The 19,852-nt window shown below is 60.5% G+C and carries 12 protein-coding genes; 3 read left to right on the forward strand and 9 right to left on the reverse strand.

All coding sequences use genetic code 11. From position 1 onward, the window contains the following. Positions 1–422: 422 nt before the first annotated feature. The 4 genes from V8N38_RS02140 to V8N38_RS02155 all read right to left on the reverse strand — a co-directional run bounded on the left by V8N38_RS02140 (position 423) and on the right by V8N38_RS02155 (position 5,479). Complete coding sequence (locus V8N38_RS02140; protein ID WP_147839680.1) at positions 423–1,268, reverse strand: SMEK domain-containing protein; 846 nt, start codon at positions 1,266–1,268, stop codon at positions 423–425. A gap of 280 nt (positions 1,269–1,548) precedes the next feature. Further along, on the reverse strand, positions 1,549–2,013 hold the full coding sequence (gene nrdG / locus V8N38_RS02145) for an anaerobic ribonucleoside-triphosphate reductase-activating protein (RefSeq protein ID WP_147839681.1): 465 nt from the start codon (positions 2,011–2,013) through the stop codon (positions 1,549–1,551). Positions 2,014–2,181: 168 nt separating this feature from the next. Further along, a complete protein-coding gene (nrdD, locus tag V8N38_RS02150; protein ID WP_015376445.1) occupies positions 2,182–4,320 on the reverse strand; it encodes an anaerobic ribonucleoside-triphosphate reductase in 2,139 nt (712 codons plus the stop codon). A 244-nt stretch (positions 4,321–4,564) separates the two neighbouring features. Beyond that, positions 4,565–5,479: a LysR family transcriptional regulator gene (locus V8N38_RS02155; RefSeq protein ID WP_060431034.1), complete on the reverse strand. Its 915-nt coding sequence runs from the start codon at positions 5,477–5,479 to the stop codon at positions 4,565–4,567. A 106-nt stretch (positions 5,480–5,585) separates the two neighbouring features. Between V8N38_RS02155 and V8N38_RS02160 the strand changes: the two genes are divergently transcribed. Continuing rightward, the gene (locus V8N38_RS02160; protein ID WP_060427301.1) at positions 5,586–6,110 is read left to right on the forward strand and encodes an NAD(P)H-dependent oxidoreductase; all 525 of its coding nucleotides are present in this window, start codon (positions 5,586–5,588) and stop codon (positions 6,108–6,110) included. A 28-nt stretch (positions 6,111–6,138) separates the two neighbouring features. On the opposite strand, the gene treC is transcribed toward V8N38_RS02160, so the two are convergent. The 3 genes from treC to treR form a co-directional block, all read right to left on the reverse strand. Beyond that, positions 6,139–7,803 carry an alpha,alpha-phosphotrehalase gene (gene treC / locus V8N38_RS02165; protein WP_147839682.1) on the reverse strand — a complete coding sequence of 555 codons (1,665 nt, stop codon included), beginning with the start codon at positions 7,801–7,803 and terminating at the stop codon, positions 6,139–6,141. Positions 7,804–7,870: 67 nt separating this feature from the next. Next, positions 7,871–9,286 (reverse strand): PTS trehalose transporter subunit IIBC, encoded by a 1,416-nt coding sequence (gene treB / locus V8N38_RS02170; protein ID WP_019453304.1) that lies wholly within the window; start codon positions 9,284–9,286, stop codon positions 7,871–7,873. A 137-nt stretch (positions 9,287–9,423) separates the two neighbouring features. Continuing rightward, entirely contained in the window at positions 9,424–10,371 is a 948-nt protein-coding gene (treR, locus tag V8N38_RS02175) for a trehalose operon repressor TreR (protein WP_038879034.1), read from the reverse strand. 431 nt (positions 10,372–10,802) lie between these two features. Between treR and mgtA the strand changes: the two genes are divergently transcribed. Both mgtA and V8N38_RS02185 read left to right on the forward strand, forming a co-directional pair. Continuing rightward, positions 10,803–13,511, forward strand: coding sequence for a magnesium-translocating P-type ATPase (gene mgtA, locus V8N38_RS02180; protein ID WP_147839683.1), 2,709 nt, complete (start codon positions 10,803–10,805; stop codon positions 13,509–13,511). 211 nt (positions 13,512–13,722) lie between these two features. Continuing rightward, the gene (locus V8N38_RS02185; protein WP_147839684.1) at positions 13,723–16,113 is read left to right on the forward strand and encodes a beta-N-acetylhexosaminidase; all 2,391 of its coding nucleotides are present in this window, start codon (positions 13,723–13,725) and stop codon (positions 16,111–16,113) included. A gap of 36 nt (positions 16,114–16,149) precedes the next feature. On the opposite strand, the gene V8N38_RS02190 is transcribed toward V8N38_RS02185, so the two are convergent. Next, on the reverse strand, positions 16,150–19,128 hold the full coding sequence (locus V8N38_RS02190; protein ID WP_187181544.1) for a non-ribosomal peptide synthetase: 2,979 nt from the start codon (positions 19,126–19,128) through the stop codon (positions 16,150–16,152). 204 nt (positions 19,129–19,332) lie between these two features. Then, positions 19,333–19,719 (reverse strand): 2-iminobutanoate/2-iminopropanoate deaminase, encoded by a 387-nt coding sequence (ridA, locus tag V8N38_RS02195; protein WP_004933379.1) that lies wholly within the window; start codon positions 19,717–19,719, stop codon positions 19,333–19,335. Between the last annotated feature and the right edge of the window lie 133 nt (positions 19,720–19,852).

Consider the following 19,852-nt stretch of genomic DNA (forward strand, 5'->3'; position numbering starts at 1 on the left):
CTCACCCGATAATATGATTTTTACCGGGTGAGGAATTACTATTTCTGACCTTCTAAATAGAGCTGACTCCTAATCATTGACTGAGATTGTATCTTATCTATCCTTTTTCCTACTGCTTTTTGTCCGCTCATGGCAGGGAGCAAACAGGCTTGCTGGACTAGAAGGTCTGCTTTGAGCGAACATCGGACATTAACATTGGAGTTAAGAGGCGTCTTTAGCGCAAGCCATAGACGTCCCTATTGAACGACTTGTTAGGAGTTTTACTCAAAACCTGAAAAGTCCAATGTTACTAACACATTCTCAAGATTGAGTTTTTTTACGTTTATAAACTCGCTAAATTCACATGAGAAATAGTCGCTTTTAGCCTGTCGAGGAAGCCTTATTTGGAAAGTTGCGCTTTGCCCTTGATCATCGGGCTCCTGCTAAAAGCACAAGCCAGCCTCATTTAGGAGCCTCAGTTCCCCTTCCATGTCGGGGAACGTGCAGATTCTTTTGAGGTAGTCTTGATTAATATACTTTTCTGTATCCTCCCATTCGCCACGAGAATATATGACTGAAAAAAACTGCCGCGTTATTCTTGGTAGTTTCTTGAGTGTTTTAATAAGAAGTTCAATGTCATTTAAAAAATCTTCTTCTGTGAGACCGAACGGTTCAGTCTTTGTTGAGTGAAAATGATAATATGCAGATATGCCATTGAATCGCTCGTTGGGGATTTTCTCAATGAATTTATCTATGCTAGTTTGATACTTCCCATTTTCGTCAGGTATTTCTAACTCAATAGTGACTCTAGCAACTTCTTTTGAAATGAGCTCGCTTAGCCTTTGGAGTTTATCAAGCTCTAAGTGCATGACTTTATTAAGAACGTCATTTACATCCCAAATGTCATCCTCTGTAAATTCAAATGTCTTGGATAATTCTGCATTTATGGAGTATGAACTTTGCTTGTTTTGTAAAGTTAGTATCCTTATTTTTTTGTATGATGCCGCTTTCCCAAGCGTTTCATTTACTTTCGCGGAACTCTTGTCTCCTGTAATTTGAAACGCGATCTCTTTTGCCACGTCACCCAAGTCAAGCCCAGGACTATTCTGTCTTTCTTGGTTTAAATTTATTAGATTCAAATCTAGCGTGATGTTAAGAATGTCTCTATAAAAGTCTTCGAGATGGATATGAATGTCTGTCAGGCCTAGCTTTGCACGGTTCTTTATTTTATCTGTGATTGATGTCAATTCATCGATTATCTGACCAATGAAGTAGCCTCTTGTAATCATAAAATTTATTCTATAATTTGATTTATTTAGGGGAGACTGTATGGCTCTCGGCGCTTGAAATTTGTATATTGTGCTGACACACTTTCTCTGGCTTTACCAGAGCCTGTGGATTTGCTCAAAGTGTGTCTATTTCATGAATAAAGCAAATAATACTTTATATTCAACCAGATGTACAACCAACGTCCGCTCATGGCACAGACCCGCCCATCAGATTGTCTCCATACTGTAGCCATACCCGGTTGAACTGGGGCTAACACATGTTGAGACAAGTACCCCTAGCTCAACGCAACCTATGCACCACCTGGTTGCTGCTGCCGCGCCAAATCAGCGCCGGGTCTTTCAAATCCTGCACGAACTTGCCGTCGATCAGCACGTTGATCCTGTCCACCACCTGCATTTGCTGTGCGTCCAGTTCCGCCAGCCGGTAGCCGGTCCACAGCCAGATATCCTTGCCAGGGCACTCGGCGCGCACCCGTTTCACCAGCTTTAGGATGCTCGGCACGTTGGCCGGGTGCAGCGGATCGCCGCCGGAGAGCGACAGCCCCTGGCGCGGCACGCGCGGATCGTTCAGATCGGCGATGATGCGCTCTTCCAGCGCCGGGGTAAACGGCTGGCCGGAGTTGAGCCGCCAGGTACTTTTGTTGTAGCAGCCGGGGCACTGGTGCACGCAGCCGGCGACAAACAGCGTGCAGCGGGTGCCGGGGCCATTGACGACGTCGATCGGATAGTACTGGTGATAATTCATGTGAGGCCTGCCCATCAGGCTATTTTACTGGCCATTTTGCCTCCGGGCAGTGCTGCCAATCCTCACGTACTGCGTGTACGCTGCGGTTGGTGCGCACTGCCCGAAGGCAAACTGGCTGCGACAATCACGCCTGATGAACAGGCTTCTGCCTAGGTTGCACGGCGTTTCTCAGCCGAGCTGCCCGTTGCCGAGGTGTTTCACCCGGCGTTTCACCTCTTCCTGCTTGCCGGCGTTGAACGGCCGGGCATCGGGGCTGCCGAGATAGCCGCACACCCGGCGGGTGACCGAGACCTTGGCCGAGTCGTGGTTGCCGCATTTCGGGCAGGTGAAGCCTTTGCTGGTGCAGGAGAATTCACCGGTGAAGCCGCATTCGTAGCACTCGTCGATCGGCGTGTTGGTGCCGTAGTAAGGCACCCGGCTGTAGCTGTAGTCCCACACGTCTTCCAGCGCCTTCAGGTTATGCTGCAGGTTCGGGTATTCGCCGTAGCAGATGAAGCCGCCGCTGGCCAACGGCGGGTAGGGCGCTTCGAAGTCCAGCTTGTCGTACGGATTGACCTTCTTCTCCACGTCAAGGTGGAAGCTGTTGGTGTAATAGCCCTTATCGGTGACGCCCGGCACCACGCCGAAATCGGCGGTGTCCAGCCGGCAGAAGCGATCGCACAGGTTCTCGCTCGGCGTGCTGTAGAGGCTGAAGCCGTAGCCGGTCTCGTCTTTCCAGGCATCGACGGCGGCGCGCAGCCGTGCGACGATCGCCACCGCTTTGGCGCGCAGCGCCTCGTCGTCATACACGTGATTTTCGCCGCCGAACAGCGCGTTGATGGTCTCGTGCAGGCCGATATAGCCCAGCGAAATTGAAGCGCGGCCGTTTTTGAAGATATCGGCGATGTTGTCGTCGGCCTTGAGCCGCACGCCGCAGGCGCCTTCCATGTACAAGATTGGCGCCACCCGCGCTTTGATGCCTTCCAGCCGGGCGATACGCGTCATCAGGGCCTTTTTCGCCAGCTGCAGGCGCTGATCCAGCAGCGTCCAGAAGCGCGACTCATCGCCCATCGCCTCCAGCGCGATGCGCGGCAGGTTGAGGCTGATGACGCCGATGTTGTTGCGGCCGTCGTGCACCAGTTCGCCGTCCTGCTCGTAGGTGCCGAGGAAGCTGCGGCAGCCCATCGGCGTTTTGAACGAGCCGGTGACTTTCACCACCTGATCGTAGTTGAGGATATCCGGGTACATGCGCTTGCTGGCGCACTCCAGCGCCAGCTGCTTGATGTCGTAGTTCGGATCGCCGTACTGGTGGTTGAGACCGTCGCGGATGGCGAACACCAGCTTGGGGAACACGGCGGTCTTGCGGTTTTTGCCCAGCCCGGCGATGCGGTTTTTCAGGATCGAGCGCTGGATCAGGCGCGACTCCCAGCTGGTGCCGAGGCCGAAACCGAAGGTGACGAACGGCGTCTGGCCGTTGGCGGTGTGCAGGGTGTTGACCTCGTACTCCAGCGACTGGAAGGCGTCGTAACACTCTTTCTCGGTACGCGCCATGGCATAGCCTTTGGCGTCCGGGATCTGCCATTCCTCCGCCACCTGCAGGTGTTTGCGGAAGCTCTCGTCGACGAACGGCGCCAGAATTTCATCGATGCGGTTGATGGTGGTGCCGCCATAAATATGGCTGGCGACCTGGGCGATGATCTGCGCGGTCACGGCGGTGGCGGTGGAGATCGACTTCGGCGGCTCGATTTCGGCGTTGCCCATCTTGAAGCCGTTGGTCAGCATGCCTTTCAGATCGATCAGCATGCAGTTGAACATCGGGAAGAACGGCGAGTAGTCGAGATCGTGGTAGTGAATTTCGCCGCGTTCATGGGCCAGCACCACGTCGCGCGGCAGGATGTGCTGCTTGGCGTAGTGTTTGGCGACGATGCCTGCCAGCAGGTCGCGCTGGGTGGGGATCACCTTGCTGTCCTTGTTGGCGTTCTCGTTCAGCAGCGCGCGGTTGCTCTGCTCGACCAGGCCGCGAATTTCCTGGTTCAGGCGGCCGCGCAGCTCGCGCGCCACGTCGCGATCGTGGCGGTATTCGATATAGGCGCGCGCCAGCTGTTTGTACTCGCCGGCCATCAGCTGGTTTTCCACCGCCTGCTGGATCTCGTGGATATCGACGCGCGGCTGCTGCTCCATGCGCTGAGCGACCACGCGGGCGACGGTGGCGCAGTAGTCGGCGTCGACCACGCCCACCGCCAGCGCGGCGCGCTCGATGGCCTGCGCGATGCGCGCTTCGTCAAAAGGTACCTGGCAACCGTCCCGCTTAATCACTACTGGTTTCACGTTGTACTCCTTGTTCCCCGAGGGAGCGTTCATACCCGCCTGGCGTGGCGAGCAACCGTCAAATTTCGCTTATCCACAGGGCAAAGCCGCAGCGCGCAAGGGCTGTGGCGGTGTGTGGATGATTTTGTGGATAACTACTATATATAGGTGTTCGCAATTCTTAATGCACTATATATAGATATTGGCGAGATTCTTTTGATGTAGAACAAGGAAATCGGAAGAGCGTGCGCAAGCTGAACAGTCGTCAATCGCTCACTGGCCGATCGCGAAAATGTTCCAGCAGAAAGTCGACCCAGACGCGCACCCGCGGCGGCAGATCCGCCGAGGCGTAATAGAGCCACAGCTGCACCGGGCGCGGCCAGCATTCCGCCAGCACCGGCCGCAGCGTGCCCTGCTCAAAGTGCTTTTCGAGGTACCAGCGCGCCAGGTTGACGATGCCCAGCCCGGCCAGCGCCGCATCCAGCAACATTTCCGGGCGGCTCACCACCAATCGGCCGTTCAGATCCAGCGCCAGCGTTTCGCCCTGATGGCGCAGCTGCCATTTGACGTGGCGGCCGTTGCTGGGGTTGCGGTGCAGCAGGCAGTCGTGCCGCAGCAGGTCGTGCGGCGTTTGCGGTTCACCGCGCCGCGCCAGATAGTCGGGCGACGCCGCCAGCGCCATGTGCATCGGGTAGAGCGGGCGCGCCACCAGCCGGCTGTCGGGATCGACCCGGCTGCCGATGCCGACGTCGAAGCCTTCGCCCACCAGATTCACCACCCGGGCGTCCAGCGACAGATCGAGATCGATCTGCGGGTAGCGCGCCAGAAATTGCGGGATCAACGGCATCAGCATCTGGCGGCCGAAGCCGGGGATCATCGTGACGCGCACCACCCCGGCCGGCGCCTGCCGCTCGCCGCCGGCGCTTTCCAGCGTCGCCGCCAACGCCTGCCACAGCGGCGCCACCTGCGCCAGCAGCGCTTTGCCCTCGTCGGTCAGCAGCACGTTATGGGTGTTGCGCTGAAACAGCCGCAGCGCCAGCTTCTCTTCCAGCGCGCGGATATTTTTGCTGACCGCCGCCGGCGTGACGCCCAGCTGGCGGGCGGCAGCGGAGAAATTTTGCGCCTGCGCGGCGGCGAGGAAGGCCGGCAGCAGGCGGTGCACGTCAAAGGGCAGCGACATAATGGTTGATACTTTCGGTTGAAATTGAAGTGACCTTGAACAGCCTACACCCGAAGCGGCAGAAATGGAAAAATGCCTCATCTTCTTTACGTTCAAGGAATCCTTTATGTCACGCATTTTAGTGTTAACCGCCCACCGCACCCCCGATGAGTCGCGCATCAACCAGGCGCTGATCGAGGCCGTGCGCCCGTTGCCTAACGTGACCGTGCACGAACTGATCCGCGCTTACCCGGATTACCGCATCGACGTGGCGCGCGAACAGGCACTGCTGGAAAGCCACGATGCGGTGGTGATGATGTTCCCGTTTTTCTGGTACAGCTCGCCGGCGATCCTGCGCGAATGGCAGGACGCGGTATTAACCTATGGTTTCGCCTACGGCAGCGAGGGCACCAAACTGCACGGCAAGCCGCTGCAATTGGTGGTGAGCACCGGCGGCAACGCGCAGGCCTACACGCCGGCAGGCTACAACCGTTATCCGGTGCAGGATCTGCTGCTGCCGTTCCACGCGCTGGCTAACCTGACCGGCATGGATTACCTGCCGCCGCACCTGGTGCAGGGCGTGAGCGACATGAGCGATGAGCAGTTGGCGCAAGCGGCCGCCGGGGTGGTGGCGCTGATGGGGACATTGTAGGGCGCAGCGCTCGCCGCGCCCTGCGGGGTCAGTCTTCGAGCAGCCACCACACCGCTTCGAACGGCCGCAGCGTCAGCGCCTGCGGCTGATCCGCCGAGTCGCTGTAGTTGCTCATCAGCGGGCGCCACTGGGCGGAGGCTTCCACGCCTTCCGCCGCCCAGGCCAGCGGCTCGCGGCTCAGGTTGGCCACCACCAGCAGGCGCTGGCCGTTCCAGCTGCGCTGATAGCACCACAGCGCCGGGTGATCCGGCGCCAGATCCTGATAGTCGCCGTGAGTCAGCAGCGGATACTGCTTGCGCAGGATGATCAGCTGGCGGTAGGCGTAAAACACCGAGTCGAGATCGGCCAGCGCCGCGTCGGCGTTGATCTGCGGGTAGTTCTCGGCGCAGCCGATCCACGGCGTGCCGGTGGTGAAACCGGCGTGCGGCGCGGCGCTCCACTGCATCGGTGTGCGGCCGTTGTCGCGCGATTTGTCCGCCAGGATCGCCAGCAGTGCGGCGTCGCTGCGGCCCTGGGCGCTCAGCTCGGCGTACATGTTCAGGCTTTCCACGTCGCGGTACTGCTCGATGGCGCGGAAGCCGGGGTTGGTCATGCCGATCTCTTCACCCTGGTAGATATAAGGCGTGCCCTGCATGCCGTGCAGCACCATCGCCAGCATTTTGGCGGCCGGCACCCGCAGTGCGCCTTCATCGCCGAAGCGCGACACGATGCGCGGCTGATCGTGGTTACACCAGAACAGCGCGTTCCAGGCGCGGTTATGCATCCCTTGCTGCCAGTGGCGGAAGATCTGCTTTAACTCCACGTAATCCGGCGCCGCCCGCGTCCATTTTTCGCCGTTGGCGTAGTCCACTTTCAGGTGGTGGAAGTTGAAGGTCATCGACAGCTCTTCGCCGCTCTGCGCCGCGTACTGCTGGCAATGCTCAAGCGTGGTGGAAGACATCTCGCCCACCGTCATCAGGCCGCGTGGCTGGAACACGTCGCGGCTCATTTCCTGCAGGAACTCGTGAATGCGCGGGCCGTCGGTGTAGAAGCGGCGGCCGTCGCCCTGGCTGTCGGACGGGAAGTCCTGCTGCTTGGACACCAGGTTGATCACGTCGAGGCGCAGGCCGTCGACGCCTTTGTCCGCCCAAAACTGACACACTTTCTTCAGCTCTTCGCGCACCGGTGGGTGCTCCCAATTGAGATCCGCCTGCTCGGCGGCGAACAGGTGCAGATAGTACTGGCCGCTGTCGGCGTGCCACTGCCAGGCGTTGCCGCCGAACTTGGAGCGCCAGTTGTTCGGCGGCGTATCCCCCTCGCCGTCGCGCCAGACGTAGAACTGGCGATACGGGCTGTGGCGATCCTGCGCGGCCTTGAACCACGGGTGCTCGGTCGAGGTGTGGTTGAACACCATGTCCATCACGATGCGGATGCCGCGCCGGTGGGCGGCGGCGACCAGCTGCTCGAAGTCCGCCATGGTGCCGTAAGCCGGATCGATGGCGCAGTAGTCCGCCACGTCATAGCCGTTGTCCACCTGGGGTGAGACGTAGACCGGCGTCAGCCAGATGGCGTCGACGCCCAGCTCCTGCAGATAGTCCAGCCGCCGCGTCACGCCGGCCAAATCGCCGTAGCCGTTGCCGGTGCTGTCCTGAAAACTCTTCGGATAAATTTGGTAGATGACGCCGTTCTGCCACCAGGGGGTTGGATTGCTCATAGATCAATACCTTTGAATCGTGACAACGGGCCTGCGTGAGCAGGCCCCTACATTCATTTTGCGTCAATTAAACCGGCAGCTCGCCGCGGGCGGCCTTGCGCTTGTAGACCATGATGGTCAGCACCAGCGGGATGACGATCGCCACCAGAATCGCCAGCGAGTAAATCAGCCAGAACTGCGGTTTGATAGACAGGATGCCCGGCAGGCCGCCGACGCCGATGCCGTTGGCCATCACGCCGTCCAGGCCGCAGATAAGGCCTGCGATCGCGGAGCCGATCATCGCGCACAGCATCGGGAAGCGGTATTTGAGGTTGATGCCGTACATCGCCGGTTCGGTCACGCCGAGGTAGGCGGAGATCGCCGCCGGCACCGAGATTTCACGCTCGTTGGCCTTGCGGCTGATGATGATGATGCCGAGCACCGCCGAGGCCTGCGCGATGTTGGACAGCGCAATCAGCGGCCATACCGGGGTGCCGCCCATGCTCTGGATCATCTGCATGTCGATGGCCAGCGTGGTCTGGTGCACGCCGGTGATCACCAGCGGCGCATACAGGAAGCCGAACAGCGCGGCGCCCACCGGGGCGAAGCTGCCGGTCATCACCGCTTTCACCGCCCAGGCGACGCCGTCGCCGATCATGCGGCCGAACGGCCCGATCAGCGCGTGCGCCAGGAACACCGCCAGCAGCAGCGAAACCACCGGCACTACCACCAGATAGAGATAGTCGGGGACGATCTTTTTCAGCCGGGTTTCGATCCAGCCCAGCGCCATGCCCGCCAGGATTGACGGGATCACCTGCGCCTGATAGCCGACTTTCTGGATCACGAACCAGCCGAAGTTCCACACTTCCGGCGTTTGCTGGCCGAGCAGGTAGGAGTTCATCAGCTGCGGCGACACCAGGGTGACGCCCAGCACGATGCCGAGTACCGGCGTGCCGCCCATCTTTTTCACCGTCGACCAGCAGATGGCCACCGGCAGGAACATGAAGATCGCTTCACCGAGCAGCCACAGGAAGTCGTAAACGGTTTTCCACGCCGGGTGCATCTGCGCCAGCGTTTGGCCGCCGGACATCGGGATGTCGCCGATCACGTTGCGGAAGCCGAGGATCAGACCGCCGCTGATCAGCGCCGGCAGCAGCGGGAAGAAGATCTCGGCGAAGTGAGAGATGGTGCGCTCGGTCCAGGTCATGTTCTGGCGCGCGGCGACCTTGGCCTGTTCCTTGTCGGCCTCGTTGACGCCGGTGCTGGCGATCAGCGCCTGATAGTAGTCGCCGACGTCGGTGCCGATCACCACCTGGAACTGCCCGGCGTTGGTGAAGCAACCTTTGACCATCGGCAGCTCTTCGATTTCTTTGGGGCTGGCCTTGCTGGGGTCATTGAGAACGAAACGCAGCCGGGTAATGCAATGGCTGACGGTGGCGATGTTCTCGCGGCCGCCGACCAAAACAATCAGGCGATCAATATCCTGCTGTTTTACTTTGCTCATTATGGGATACCTGCAGAGGTGTTGACTGAGTAATGATCAAAGCTTAGCCACTCGGCTTTTTGAATGAAATGGGAACGTTCCCGGTTTGGGGCGAGGATCACAAAATGACAAAAAATGGTCAACTTCTGAGCAGGTCGTCAGGAAAGTTTGCTGGGCACCACCAGGCGGCGGATCCCCTGTTCGCCGCTGAGCTGCGCCAGCAGCTGCTGCGCCGCCAGCAGGCCGGCGCTGCCGTAGCCGAACTCGACCGACAGAGTATCGGGGAACAGGAAGCTGAGCAGCGGGGTGTTGCCGATGGCGCACACCTGAATGGCGTGCGCCGGCTGTTGCTGCAGGTATTTGATCGCCCCCAGGGCGATGCTGTCGGAGGCGCAGATCAGCGCGCTGGTGTGCGAGTCGATCACTTCGGCGGCGTGCTGGAAACCGCTCTGGTAGCTCAGCTCGCCCAGCGTGGCGCGCGGCGTGAGCTTGAGGCGTTCACAGGCGTCGAGGTAGGCCTGATAGCGGCGCTGGCCGGTGGTGGCATCGCTGAGCTGCACCCCCAGATAGCCGATATGCCGGTGCCCTTGCCGGTGCAGGCGATCCATCAGCAGGTTCACCGCGCCGGCGTCGTCGTAGCAGACGGACGAGAAGCCGTCGTATTCACGCACCATCACCACCATTTTTTCCTGCCACGGTTTGAGCATCGCCGCGGTCAGGCCGGTGAAGCCGAACAGGATCACCCCGTCGACGTTGCGCTGGCGCAGCACGTGCAGGTGCTCCTGCACCAGGCGGGTTTCGAACTGGCTCTCCATCACGATCGGGTCGAAGCCTTGCTGATACAGCAGCGGCAGCATGGTGCGCACCGCCTGGTTTTCCGACGGCGAATCGAGACGGGAAACGATGATGCCCACCACCTTGTCGCTCTGGCCGCGCATGGCGCGCGCCGACTTGGAGGGGGTAAACCCCTGCTGACGGATCACCGCTTCCACCCGTTCGCGGGTTTGCGGGCTCACGCTGCCTTCATTGTTCAGCACGCGTGAGACGGTGGATTTGCCTACGCCGCTCAGGCGTGCGATGTCCTTGATGGTCAGCCGGTTTTGCATGGTTTACTTGTCGTTTAGGTTGTAAGGCGTAAATTGACGGCCAATAATGAATGCCCGTCAGCATAGCTCATTTTCCGACGCGGATCTTGATGCAAAACGGGATTGTGACATTGCGATGAACGGCCGCTCCTGCCGCTCCTGCCGCTCTGTTTTTCCCTTTACCGGAGGTTATACCCCATATGGACCCCGACCCGACTGCTTTAGACACTCACTCGGTTCTCCGGTAAAACCTCTCCGCCTGGCGCTGCTGTTTTACCGGTGAAGTACATCACGGTAACCGGTGGCGCGCGCTTCGTCGTTCGCTCCTGCTGCTGAAAAAAAGAATAAGGATCTGCATTGGCAGAGGCTTTTTGGCGTGCCCGCCATCCGCCCAGCCGATGACGATCCCCGTTTACCCGCTGCCGTGAGGCACCGGGCGACGAGGTGCGACCATGAAACTGAAAAAACTCCCCCGTCAGCTGCTGGGCCTGTTCGCCCGCGGCCTCCCGCGCCGTTTGGTGCGCCGCGACAGCCTGCTGGACAGCGTCGGCGGCGCTGCGCGCGATATGCCGGCCGGCCTGGCGCAGCAGCGGCTGGAATGCGCCGCCGCAGAGACGATGCAGCTGTTTGAGCGTTTCCACAGCCACCCGGAAGGCATCACCGCCCATGAGGCGGAACAGGTGCGCCAGCGCTGCGGCGAGAACGTCATCGACGATCAGCAGAAAGAGGCCTGGTGGCAGCACCTCTGGCACTGTTACCGCAACCCGTTCAACCTGCTGCTGACCGCGCTCGGCATGATTTCTTATGCCACCGAGGATCTCACCGGCGCGTTGGTGATCGCACTGATGGTGCTGATCTCCACGCTGCTGAACTTCATCCAGGAGGCGCGCTCCAACCGGGCGGCCGACGCGCTGAAGGCCATGGTGAGCAACACCGCCACGGTGATCCGCAGCGATGCGCTCACCGGCAAGAGCGAACACGTGGAGCTGCCGATCGCGCAGCTGGTGCCTGGCGATATCATCAAGCTGGCGGCCGGCGACATGATCCCGGCGGATCTGCGCGTGCTGTCGGCCAAGGATCTGTTCATCAGCCAGGCGGCGCTGACCGGCGAATCGCTGCCGGTGGAAAAATCCGCGGCGCCGCAGGCGTTGGCGGCCGATCCGCTCGACTGCCAGAACCTGTGCTTCATGGGCACCAATGTGGTCAGCGGCACCGCGCTGGCGATGGTGATCGGCACCGGCGGCAACACCTATTTCGGCCAGCTGGCGCAGCGCGTCACCAGCCAGGATGAGCAGCCGAACGCCTTCCAGAGCGGCATCAGCAAGGTCAGCTGGCTGCTGATCCGCTTTATGCTGGTGATGACGCCGATCGTGCTGCTGATCAACGGCTACACCAAGGGCGACTGGTGGGAAGCGGCGCTGTTCGCGCTGTCGGTGGCGGTCGGGCTGACGCCGGAAATGCTGCCGATGATCGTCACCTCGACGCTGGCCAAAGGGGCGGTGAAACTGTCGCGCCAGAAGGTGATCGTCAAACGCCTGGACGCCATCCAGAACTTCGGCGCCATGGACATTTTGTGCACCGACAAGACCGGCACCCTGACCCAAGACAAGATCGTACTGGAGCGCCATACCGACGTGTTCGGCGCCAGCAGCGAGCGGGTGCTGCGCTACGCCTGGCTGAACAGCTTCTACCAGACCGGGTTGAAAAACCTGCTCGACGTGGCGGTGCTGAGCTGCGCGGAGCAAAATCAGCAGCCGGAAGCGCTGCAGCACTACCGCAAGGTGGATGAGATCCCGTTCGACTTTGTGCGCCGCCGCATGTCGGTGGTGGTGGCGAAAGACAACGAGTATCACGAGCTGGTGTGCAAGGGCGCGCTGGAAGAGATGCTGGCGATTTGCAGCCACGTGCGCCACGAAGACGAGGTGATCCCGCTCAGCGAGGCGCTGCTGGCGCGCATTCGCCGCATCACCGACGATCTCAACCAGCAGGGGCTGCGGGTGGTGGCAGTGGCCAACAAGATCCTGCCGGCGCAAACCCATGAATACGGCGTGGCGGACGAGTCGGATCTGATCCTCGAAGGCTACGTCGCCTTCCTCGATCCGCCGAAGGAGAGCACCGCGCCGGCGCTGGCGGCGCTGAAACAGAACGGCGTCACGGTGAAGATCCTCACCGGCGACAACGAGCTGGTGGCCGCCAAAGTGTGCCGGGACGTCGGGCTGGCGGCCGAGCACCTGCTGTGCGGCAGCGAGATCGAGCAGATGGACGACGAGCAGCTGGCCCAGGCGGCGGCGCGCACCACGGTGTTCGCCAAGCTGACGCCGCTGCACAAAGAGCGCATCGTCAAACTGCTGCGCCGCCAGGGGCACGTGGTGGGCTTTATGGGCGACGGCATCAACGACGCGCCGGCGCTGCGCGCGGCCGATATCGGCATCTCCGTCGATTCGGCTGTGGACATCGCCAAGGAAGCGGCGGACATCATCCTGCTGGAAAAAAGCCTGATGGTGCTGGAGCAGGGGGTGATCGAAGGGCGCCGTACCTTCGCCAACATGCTGAAATACATCAAGATGACCGCCAGCTCCAACTTCGGTAACGTGTTCAGCGTGCTGATCGCCAGCGCCTTCCTGCCGTTCCTGCCGATGTTGCCGCTGCACCTGTTGATTCAGAACCTGATGTACGACATCTCGCAGATCGCCATCCCGTTCGATAACGTCGACGACGATCAGATCACCCAGCCGCAGCGCTGGAACTCCGCCGATCTGGGGCGGTTTATGGTGTTCTTTGGGCCGATCAGCTCGATCTTCGACGTGCTGACCTTCTGCCTGATGTGGTGGGTGTTCAAGGCCAATACGCCGGAAATGCAGACGCTGTTCCAGTCCGGCTGGTTCGTGGAAGGGCTGTTGTCGCAAACGCTGATCGTGCACATGATCCGCACGCGCAAAATTCCGTTTATCCAGAGCCGCCCATCCTGGCCGCTGTGCATCATGACGCTGGCGGTGATCGCCACCGGCATCGGCCTGGTGTTCTCGCCGCTGGCCGGCTTCCTGCAGCTGCAGGCGCTGCCGCTCGCCTACTTCCCGTGGCTGGTGCTGATCCTCGCCGGTTACATGGTGCTGACCCAGTGCGTGAAAGGCTGGTTCGTGCGCCGCTACGGCTGGCAATAACCCGTTCGCCCCCTCCGGCCGGGAGGGGGCAACTGTGATCCCGTCCGCTTTTTCACCGCAACGGTTGGACATCTGTTCTGTGCTAAGTCTTTATCTACAGCGTTGGCTGTTTTCCCCTGCGCCTTTCAAGCCACCGCGTTGTTGTTTATCGCCTAGCGGTGGTTTGAAATTCATTGGGGATATTTTGTTTTTTTCCTCTGAGGAATTTCCGATGCACAGACCTTTCCGTTATACGCTACTGGCTTCATCGTTATGGTTTTCTTGCGGCGCGCTGGCGCAGCCGGCCGGCGATCTGCCGCTGATGCCCTGGCCGCAGCAGGTGGAAGTGACGCAACCGGCGGGCAAGCTGGTTTTGGATCACCAGTTGTCGTTAAGCGTCCAGGGTGACGACTTGGGCGACGCGCTGCCGCGCTGGCGCCAGCGCATCGAACTGCAGACCGGCTGGACGCTGGCGCCGATGGAAGAAGCGAACGGCGCGGCGATCAAGGTGGTGATCAAGGACCGGGTGGCGGCGCAGCCGCTGCCGGGCAGCGACGAAAGTTACCGGCTGGCGGTCACGCCGCAGGGTGCCACGCTGACCGCCAACACCCGCTTCGGCGCGCTGCGCGGCATGGAGACCCTGCTGCAGCTGCTGCAGACCGACGGGCAAAACACCTTCCTGCCGCTGGTGGATATCCGCGATGTGCCGCGCTTCCCGTGGCGCGGCGTCTTGTTGGATTCGGCGCGCCATTTCCTGCCGCTGCCGGACATTCTCCGCCAGCTCGACGGGATGGCGGCGGCCAAGCTTAACGTGTTCCACTGGCACCTGACCGACGATCAGGGCTGGCGCTTCGCCTCCGAGCATTACCCCAAACTGCAACAGCAGGCTAGCGACGGCCAGTTCTATACCCGCGAGCAGATGCGGCAGGTAGTGGCTTACGCCACGGCGCGCGGCATTCGCGTGGTGCCGGAGATCGACATGCCGGGGCACGCCTCCAGCATCGCGGTGGCCTATCCCGACCTGATGAGCGCGCCGGGGCCGTATCGCATGGAGCGCGAGTGGGGCGTGCATAAGCCGACGCTCGATCCGACCCGCGACGAGGTGTATCAGTTTGTCGACACGATCGTCGGCGAGCTGGCGGCGATCTTCCCCGATCCTTATCTGCACATCGGCGGCGACGAGGTGGACGCCAGCCAGTGGCGGGCGTCGCCGTCGATTCAGGCGTTTATGCAGCAGAACGGGCTGGCGGATACCCATGCGCTGCAGGCCTACTTCAACCAGAAGCTGGAAAAGATCCTCGAGAAGCACCAGCGGCAGATGGTCGGCTGGGACGAGATCTACCACCCGTCGCTGCCGCGTTCGATCGTCATTCAATCCTGGCAGGGGCAAGACTCGCTGGGCGCCAGCGCCCAGGACGGCTATCAGGGCATTCTCTCCACCGGTTTCTACCTCGATCAGCCGCAAAGCACCGCCTATCACTACCGCAATGAAATTCTGCCGCAGCCGCTGGGGATCGAGACGGCGGTGCAGCCCGGCGAGCAGGCGCAAAGCTGGGGCTTCAGCATGCCGCGCCTGAAGGGCAGCGCGGTGGAGGGCAGCTTCACGCTGATCGAGGGCAAGCAGGGCTGGCGCGGCTTTATCGATTTCAACGGCAAGTCGCGCCGCGCGGTGCACGACATCGTCTGGCGCACGCCGCAGCAGGTGACGTTCCGCGTCGATACCTGGATGGGCGACACGCGGCCGGTGTTCACGCTGCAGCAGGACAAGCTCAGCGGCTATACGCTGGTCGGCAACGTGCGTTACCCCACCCGCGGCGACAAGCTGGCGGCGGTGCCGGCGGGCAAGATGCCGGTGGTGCCGGACGAGAAAGGGCAGGCCAACATTCTCGGCGGCGAAGCGGCGCTGTGGGCGGAAAACGTGCGCGCGCCGCTTCTCGATCTCAAGCTGTGGCCGCGCGCCTTCGCGGTGGCGGAGCGGCTGTGGTCGGCGCAGGACGTTACCGACGAAAGCAACATGTACCGGCGGCTGGCGGCGATCGACGCCTGGTCGGTGGTGTCGGTCGGCCTGCAGCAGCACGCGGAAACGGCGCGCGAATTCACCCGGCTGAGCAACAGCGTGCAGATCCTGCCGCTGCAGATCCTGGCCGAGGCGGTGGAGCCGGCGCAGTATTACACCCGTCAGCACCTGAAGTTCCAGGCCGGCAACTATCACCAGTTCGAACCGCTGAACCGCTTTGCCGATGCGCTGCCGCCGGAGAGCGGCGCGGTGCGCGACATGCATGCCCAGGTCGCGGCCTTGTTGCAGGATAAGCGCGATAAGGCGGCGGCGCAGGCGCTGCGCGAACGGCTGCAGCGCTGGCAGGCGAACGGCGCGGCACTGCAGACGGCGATCGCGGGCAACCGTACGCTGCGCGATCTGGCGCCGGTGGCGCAGGACGTCGATGCTTTGGCCGCGCTGGGCTTAACGCTGCTGGATTGCCATCAGCAGGGCAAACCGCTGAGCCGGGCCGAGGCCGAGCAAGCGCAGCGCCAGCTGGATGCGGCGGCGCAGACGCGCGACGAAGTGGTGATTGCGGCGGTTTACCCGCTGGAGGCGCTGCTGCGCGGCCTTAAAACGGAGTGAGGGTGACGGGGCTCGACGAGCTGAGCCCCGGTCTTGTTACGCCCGTAGCGACAGCGGCGCATACCCGATGGCGTGCTGCAGGTAATTCAGCAGCAGCTGGCGGGTGAAGCGCGGCTCATCGATACCGCTGCCCTGCAGGAAGCGTTGCAGGTTGCTGCAGTCCCACCGATAGGTGTCTTGATAGAGCTCCACCGTCGATAGCTCGTCCACCATAGGATCCTTGAACAGGCTGAGCAGCGGGTACAGCGGCGCGTCGCTGTCGTTTTCCCATTGGGCCCGCCACTGTGCGAAGGGCAGAGGGCGAAAGCGATAACCGAACTCGCGCTCCAGCAGGCTGAAAAATTCACGCAGCGTCAGATTATTGTCACCTTGATGGATCAGGTTGAATTTCTGCCCCAGCGCCTGCGGGTTGCGAGAGACGTGGGCGATGGCCTGGGTCATGTAATCCACCGTGGTTAACCCTTCGCGCATCTCCTGTAAATCCGGCACCGTGCCGCTGCTGATGCAGGTTTTCACCAGCCGCCCCCACCATTGGTAATCGGCGTTGACGCCGGTGAGGCTGTGGCAGGTGGCGTAGCCCAGGCGGAAGGTCATCAGCGGCAGGCCCTGTTTCGCCGCCAGATCGGCGATTTTCTCCATCACCCATTTGCTGCGCACGTAGCCGATATCGCGGCTGACCGCCGGCAGGTTTTGGTCGATATCGTCGTTTTCCCGCATCACCCGTTTGCCGGTGTGCAGATGCCCCCAGCTGTAAACGGAGATGGTCGACAGCAGCATCAGCGGCTTGGTGCGGCTATGCGCCGCGAAGCGAATGATTTCCCGCAGGCCCTGCACGTTGTCGCGCTTCATATAGGCGTAAGGCTGGATAAAATTCACCGCGCTGGCCGAATGGTAAACCAGGTCGATATCTCGGCTTAACGCCCTGTAGGCCGCAGGCGTCAGCGAAAAGTCGTGTTCCGCGACGTTGCCAGGCACCATATGGATGCGCGCGTGCTGGCTGGCGTTCAGCGCGATCCGGTAGCGCTGCAGCACCGCCTCCAGCCGCTGTCTCGGCGGCAGTTTGGCGCCGTCGCGCACCAGACAGTACAGCTCGGCATCGGTGGTGCGCAGCAGATCGGCCAACAGATGTGCGCCGACGAAGCCGGTGGCGCCGGTCAGCAAAATGGCGCGCGGTGCGCTGATTTGCCGCGTATCGAACGTCGGATCGATGACGAGATCCGGCGGCAAATACACATCATCCTGCAAGGTGCGCGCTTCGCCTTGCCGCTGTGTCGGTTGCCGGTCTTTGCGTTGTGCCAGCGCCTGCGCCAGGGCACCCAGAGTGGGATATTCATAGATGTCGTGCACCGAGGTCTCGACGGCAAATGCCTTGGCCAATGCCGCCATCAGCTTGGCCGCCAACAGCGAATGGCCGCCCAGCGAGAAAAAATCATCGTCGGTTGCGGGCTGTTCCACCTTCAGCAATGAGCGCCATAGATCGGCGACGACGCGCTGGTCGGCGGTCAGCGGCTGCGCAACGCCGGCGCTGACCGGTTGGTAATGCGCCAACAGGGCCGCTTTGTCTATCTTGCCGTTGTTGTTCAGCGGCATGTGTTGCAGTAAACGATAATCGGCGGGCAGAAATGCGCTGGGCAGCGTTTCTTTCAGTTTCTGTCGGACGCGTGCGATCACGCTTTCGCCGTCACTCTCCGCGATCAGAAACGCCACGATTTTCTTGCCCAGCGGATCATCTGCCATCGCCACGGCGGCCACCGCTTTACGAACGCCCGCAACCTGCAACATGGCGTTTTCGATTTCGCCCAGTTCAATGCGATTGCCGCGGATTTTAACCTGATCGTCGATACGGCCCAGATATTGAATGCGGCCATCCGCCAGCCAACGAGCCCGATCGCCGCTGCGATACAGACGTAACCCGGCGAAGTGAGGCGGGGTGATGAAGCGTTCGGCCGTCAATGCCGGATTGTTCAGGTAGCCGCGTGCCAGGCAACGACCGCTGATATACAGCTCGCCGGGGCGATCGCCGATCACGGGCTGCAGTCGGTCATCGAGGATGAATATTTCGGTATCGCCGATGGGCCGCCCAATGCTGGCGGGCGGATTTTGCGTGGCGCAAGCCACCCGGTTACAGGTGACGAATATGGTGGCTTCTGTCGGGCCGTAGTAATCGATCAAGGGATAATCGATGCCGCGCAGATCAACCGGATGAAGTTTTTCCCCCGAGCTGAACAGATACCGCAGCGCCAGATTGGCCGGCTGCGGCGCGCCGACCACGTCGGCGACCAGCACTGCGGGCAGGCTGGCGTGAGTGATACCCTGTTCGGCAAAATAGACCAGCAGCACTTCCGGCTGCAGGCGAGCGTCTTCCGGCGGCAGATACAATGTGCCGCCGCTGGTCAGAGGCGACCAGATCTCCCATTGCGCGACGTCGAAACTCAAGCCGGCGATCAGCGTAGAACGACTTTCGGCATCCATAGCGAATTGCTTGTTATGCCAGAGAATTAAATTCAGCAGCGACTGATGTTCGATCAGCACACCTTTCGGTTTGCCGGTGGTGCCTGAAGTGAAAATGAGATAAACGATGGCATCGGGAGGCGGAGAGATTAACGTTATATTTTCCTGTGGCGAAATTGATATATTATCAATATAAATAACGTCTTCGCTGAAATTATCTTCCGATAACGCAATTGTCGCGTTGCTGGCGAGTATTAAAGGGGAACCGCTTTGCGTAACGATATCCTGTATTCTTTTTTCCGGGTAACGCGCGTCGATGGGAATATAGCCTGCGCCGGCTTTGACGATCGCCAACATACCGATCAGCATTTCCGGCGTGCGCAGCGTGACGAGCGGCACATAGCTGCCGGGCGCCACGCCCCGTCGTAGCAACAGCGCGCACAGTGCGCTGCTGGCTTCATCCAATTGACGGTAGGTCAGGTGTTTATTATTGCCGACGACGGCAAGTTTTTCCGGATAACGGGAAACTTGTTGGATAAAATAATCCAATACGCTAGGTGCCATGGTTATCTCCTGTCATTATTCACGGGGTGAACGAAATGAAACAGCAATGACCCGGCCGGGTGAAAAACAATTATAGGCGTATTTTTATTGTGGGATTGTAAATGTGAGTGATATTACGCTATCGCTATAAATTAATTGAATTAATAAAATTCTTATCAATAAAAACGGCCAGTCTGCACTGGCCGTGATTCGCGTGAGCGTCGATTAACGACGCACGGCGATGGCTTCGATTTCGATCTTCACGTCTTTTGGCAGACGCGCCACTTCCACGCAGGAGCGGGCCGGGAACGGCGCGCTGTGCTCGGTGAAGAAGGCTTCGTACGCGGCGTTGACGGTGGCGAAGTCGTTCAGGTCTTTCACGAACACGGTGGTTTTCACGATGTCGGCAACGATCAGGCCGGCGGCTTCGACGATCGCTTTGACGTTTTCCAGCGACTGGCGCGCCTGAGCGGCCACGTCGTCGGCAACGGCGCCGGTTTTCGGATCGACCGGGATCTGGCCGGAAGTGATGATCATGCTGCCCAGATCAACGCCCTGCACGTAAGGACCAATGGCTGCCGGGGCGAGTTCAGTGCTGATGTTACGTGACATGTTTTCTCCTGATAGACCCGTTGTCTTTCACGCCGCCGCGCGGTCGGCCGCAGCTTGAAATTCGATGGGTAGCAACGTGGGTAGAGTTATTTTCAGGCATCCATTATAGGGAGTGACGCGCAGATTAACAGCG

The sequence above is a fragment of the Serratia nevei genome (assembly GCF_037948395.1).
Taxonomy (GTDB): domain Bacteria; phylum Pseudomonadota; class Gammaproteobacteria; order Enterobacterales; family Enterobacteriaceae; genus Serratia; species Serratia nevei.

Bases quoted from the DNA above. Each gene is read 5' to 3' on its own strand.
- V8N38_RS02155 (WP_060431034.1), bottom strand. From the start codon at position 5,479: ATGTCGCTGCCCTTTGACGTGCACCGCCTGCTGCCGGCCTTCCTCGCC.
- V8N38_RS02140 (WP_147839680.1), bottom strand. From the start codon at position 1,268: ATGATTACAAGAGGCTACTTCATTGGTCAGATAATCGATGAATTGACA.
- treB (WP_019453304.1), bottom strand. From the start codon at position 9,286: ATGAGCAAAGTAAAACAGCAGGATATTGATCGCCTGATTGTTTTGGTC.
- ridA (WP_004933379.1), bottom strand. From the start codon at position 19,719: ATGTCACGTAACATCAGCACTGAACTCGCCCCGGCAGCCATTGGTCCT.
- nrdG (WP_147839681.1), bottom strand. From the start codon at position 2,013: ATGAATTATCACCAGTACTATCCGATCGACGTCGTCAATGGCCCCGGC.
- treC (WP_147839682.1), bottom strand. From the start codon at position 7,803: ATGAGCAATCCAACCCCCTGGTGGCAGAACGGCGTCATCTACCAAATT.
- V8N38_RS02185 (WP_147839684.1), top strand. From the start codon at position 13,723: ATGCACAGACCTTTCCGTTATACGCTACTGGCTTCATCGTTATGGTTT.
- V8N38_RS02190 (WP_187181544.1), bottom strand. From the start codon at position 19,128: ATGGCACCTAGCGTATTGGATTATTTTATCCAACAAGTTTCCCGTTAT.
- V8N38_RS02160 (WP_060427301.1), top strand. From the start codon at position 5,586: ATGTCACGCATTTTAGTGTTAACCGCCCACCGCACCCCCGATGAGTCG.
- mgtA (WP_147839683.1), top strand. From the start codon at position 10,803: ATGAAACTGAAAAAACTCCCCCGTCAGCTGCTGGGCCTGTTCGCCCGC.
- treR (WP_038879034.1), bottom strand. From the start codon at position 10,371: ATGCAAAACCGGCTGACCATCAAGGACATCGCACGCCTGAGCGGCGTA.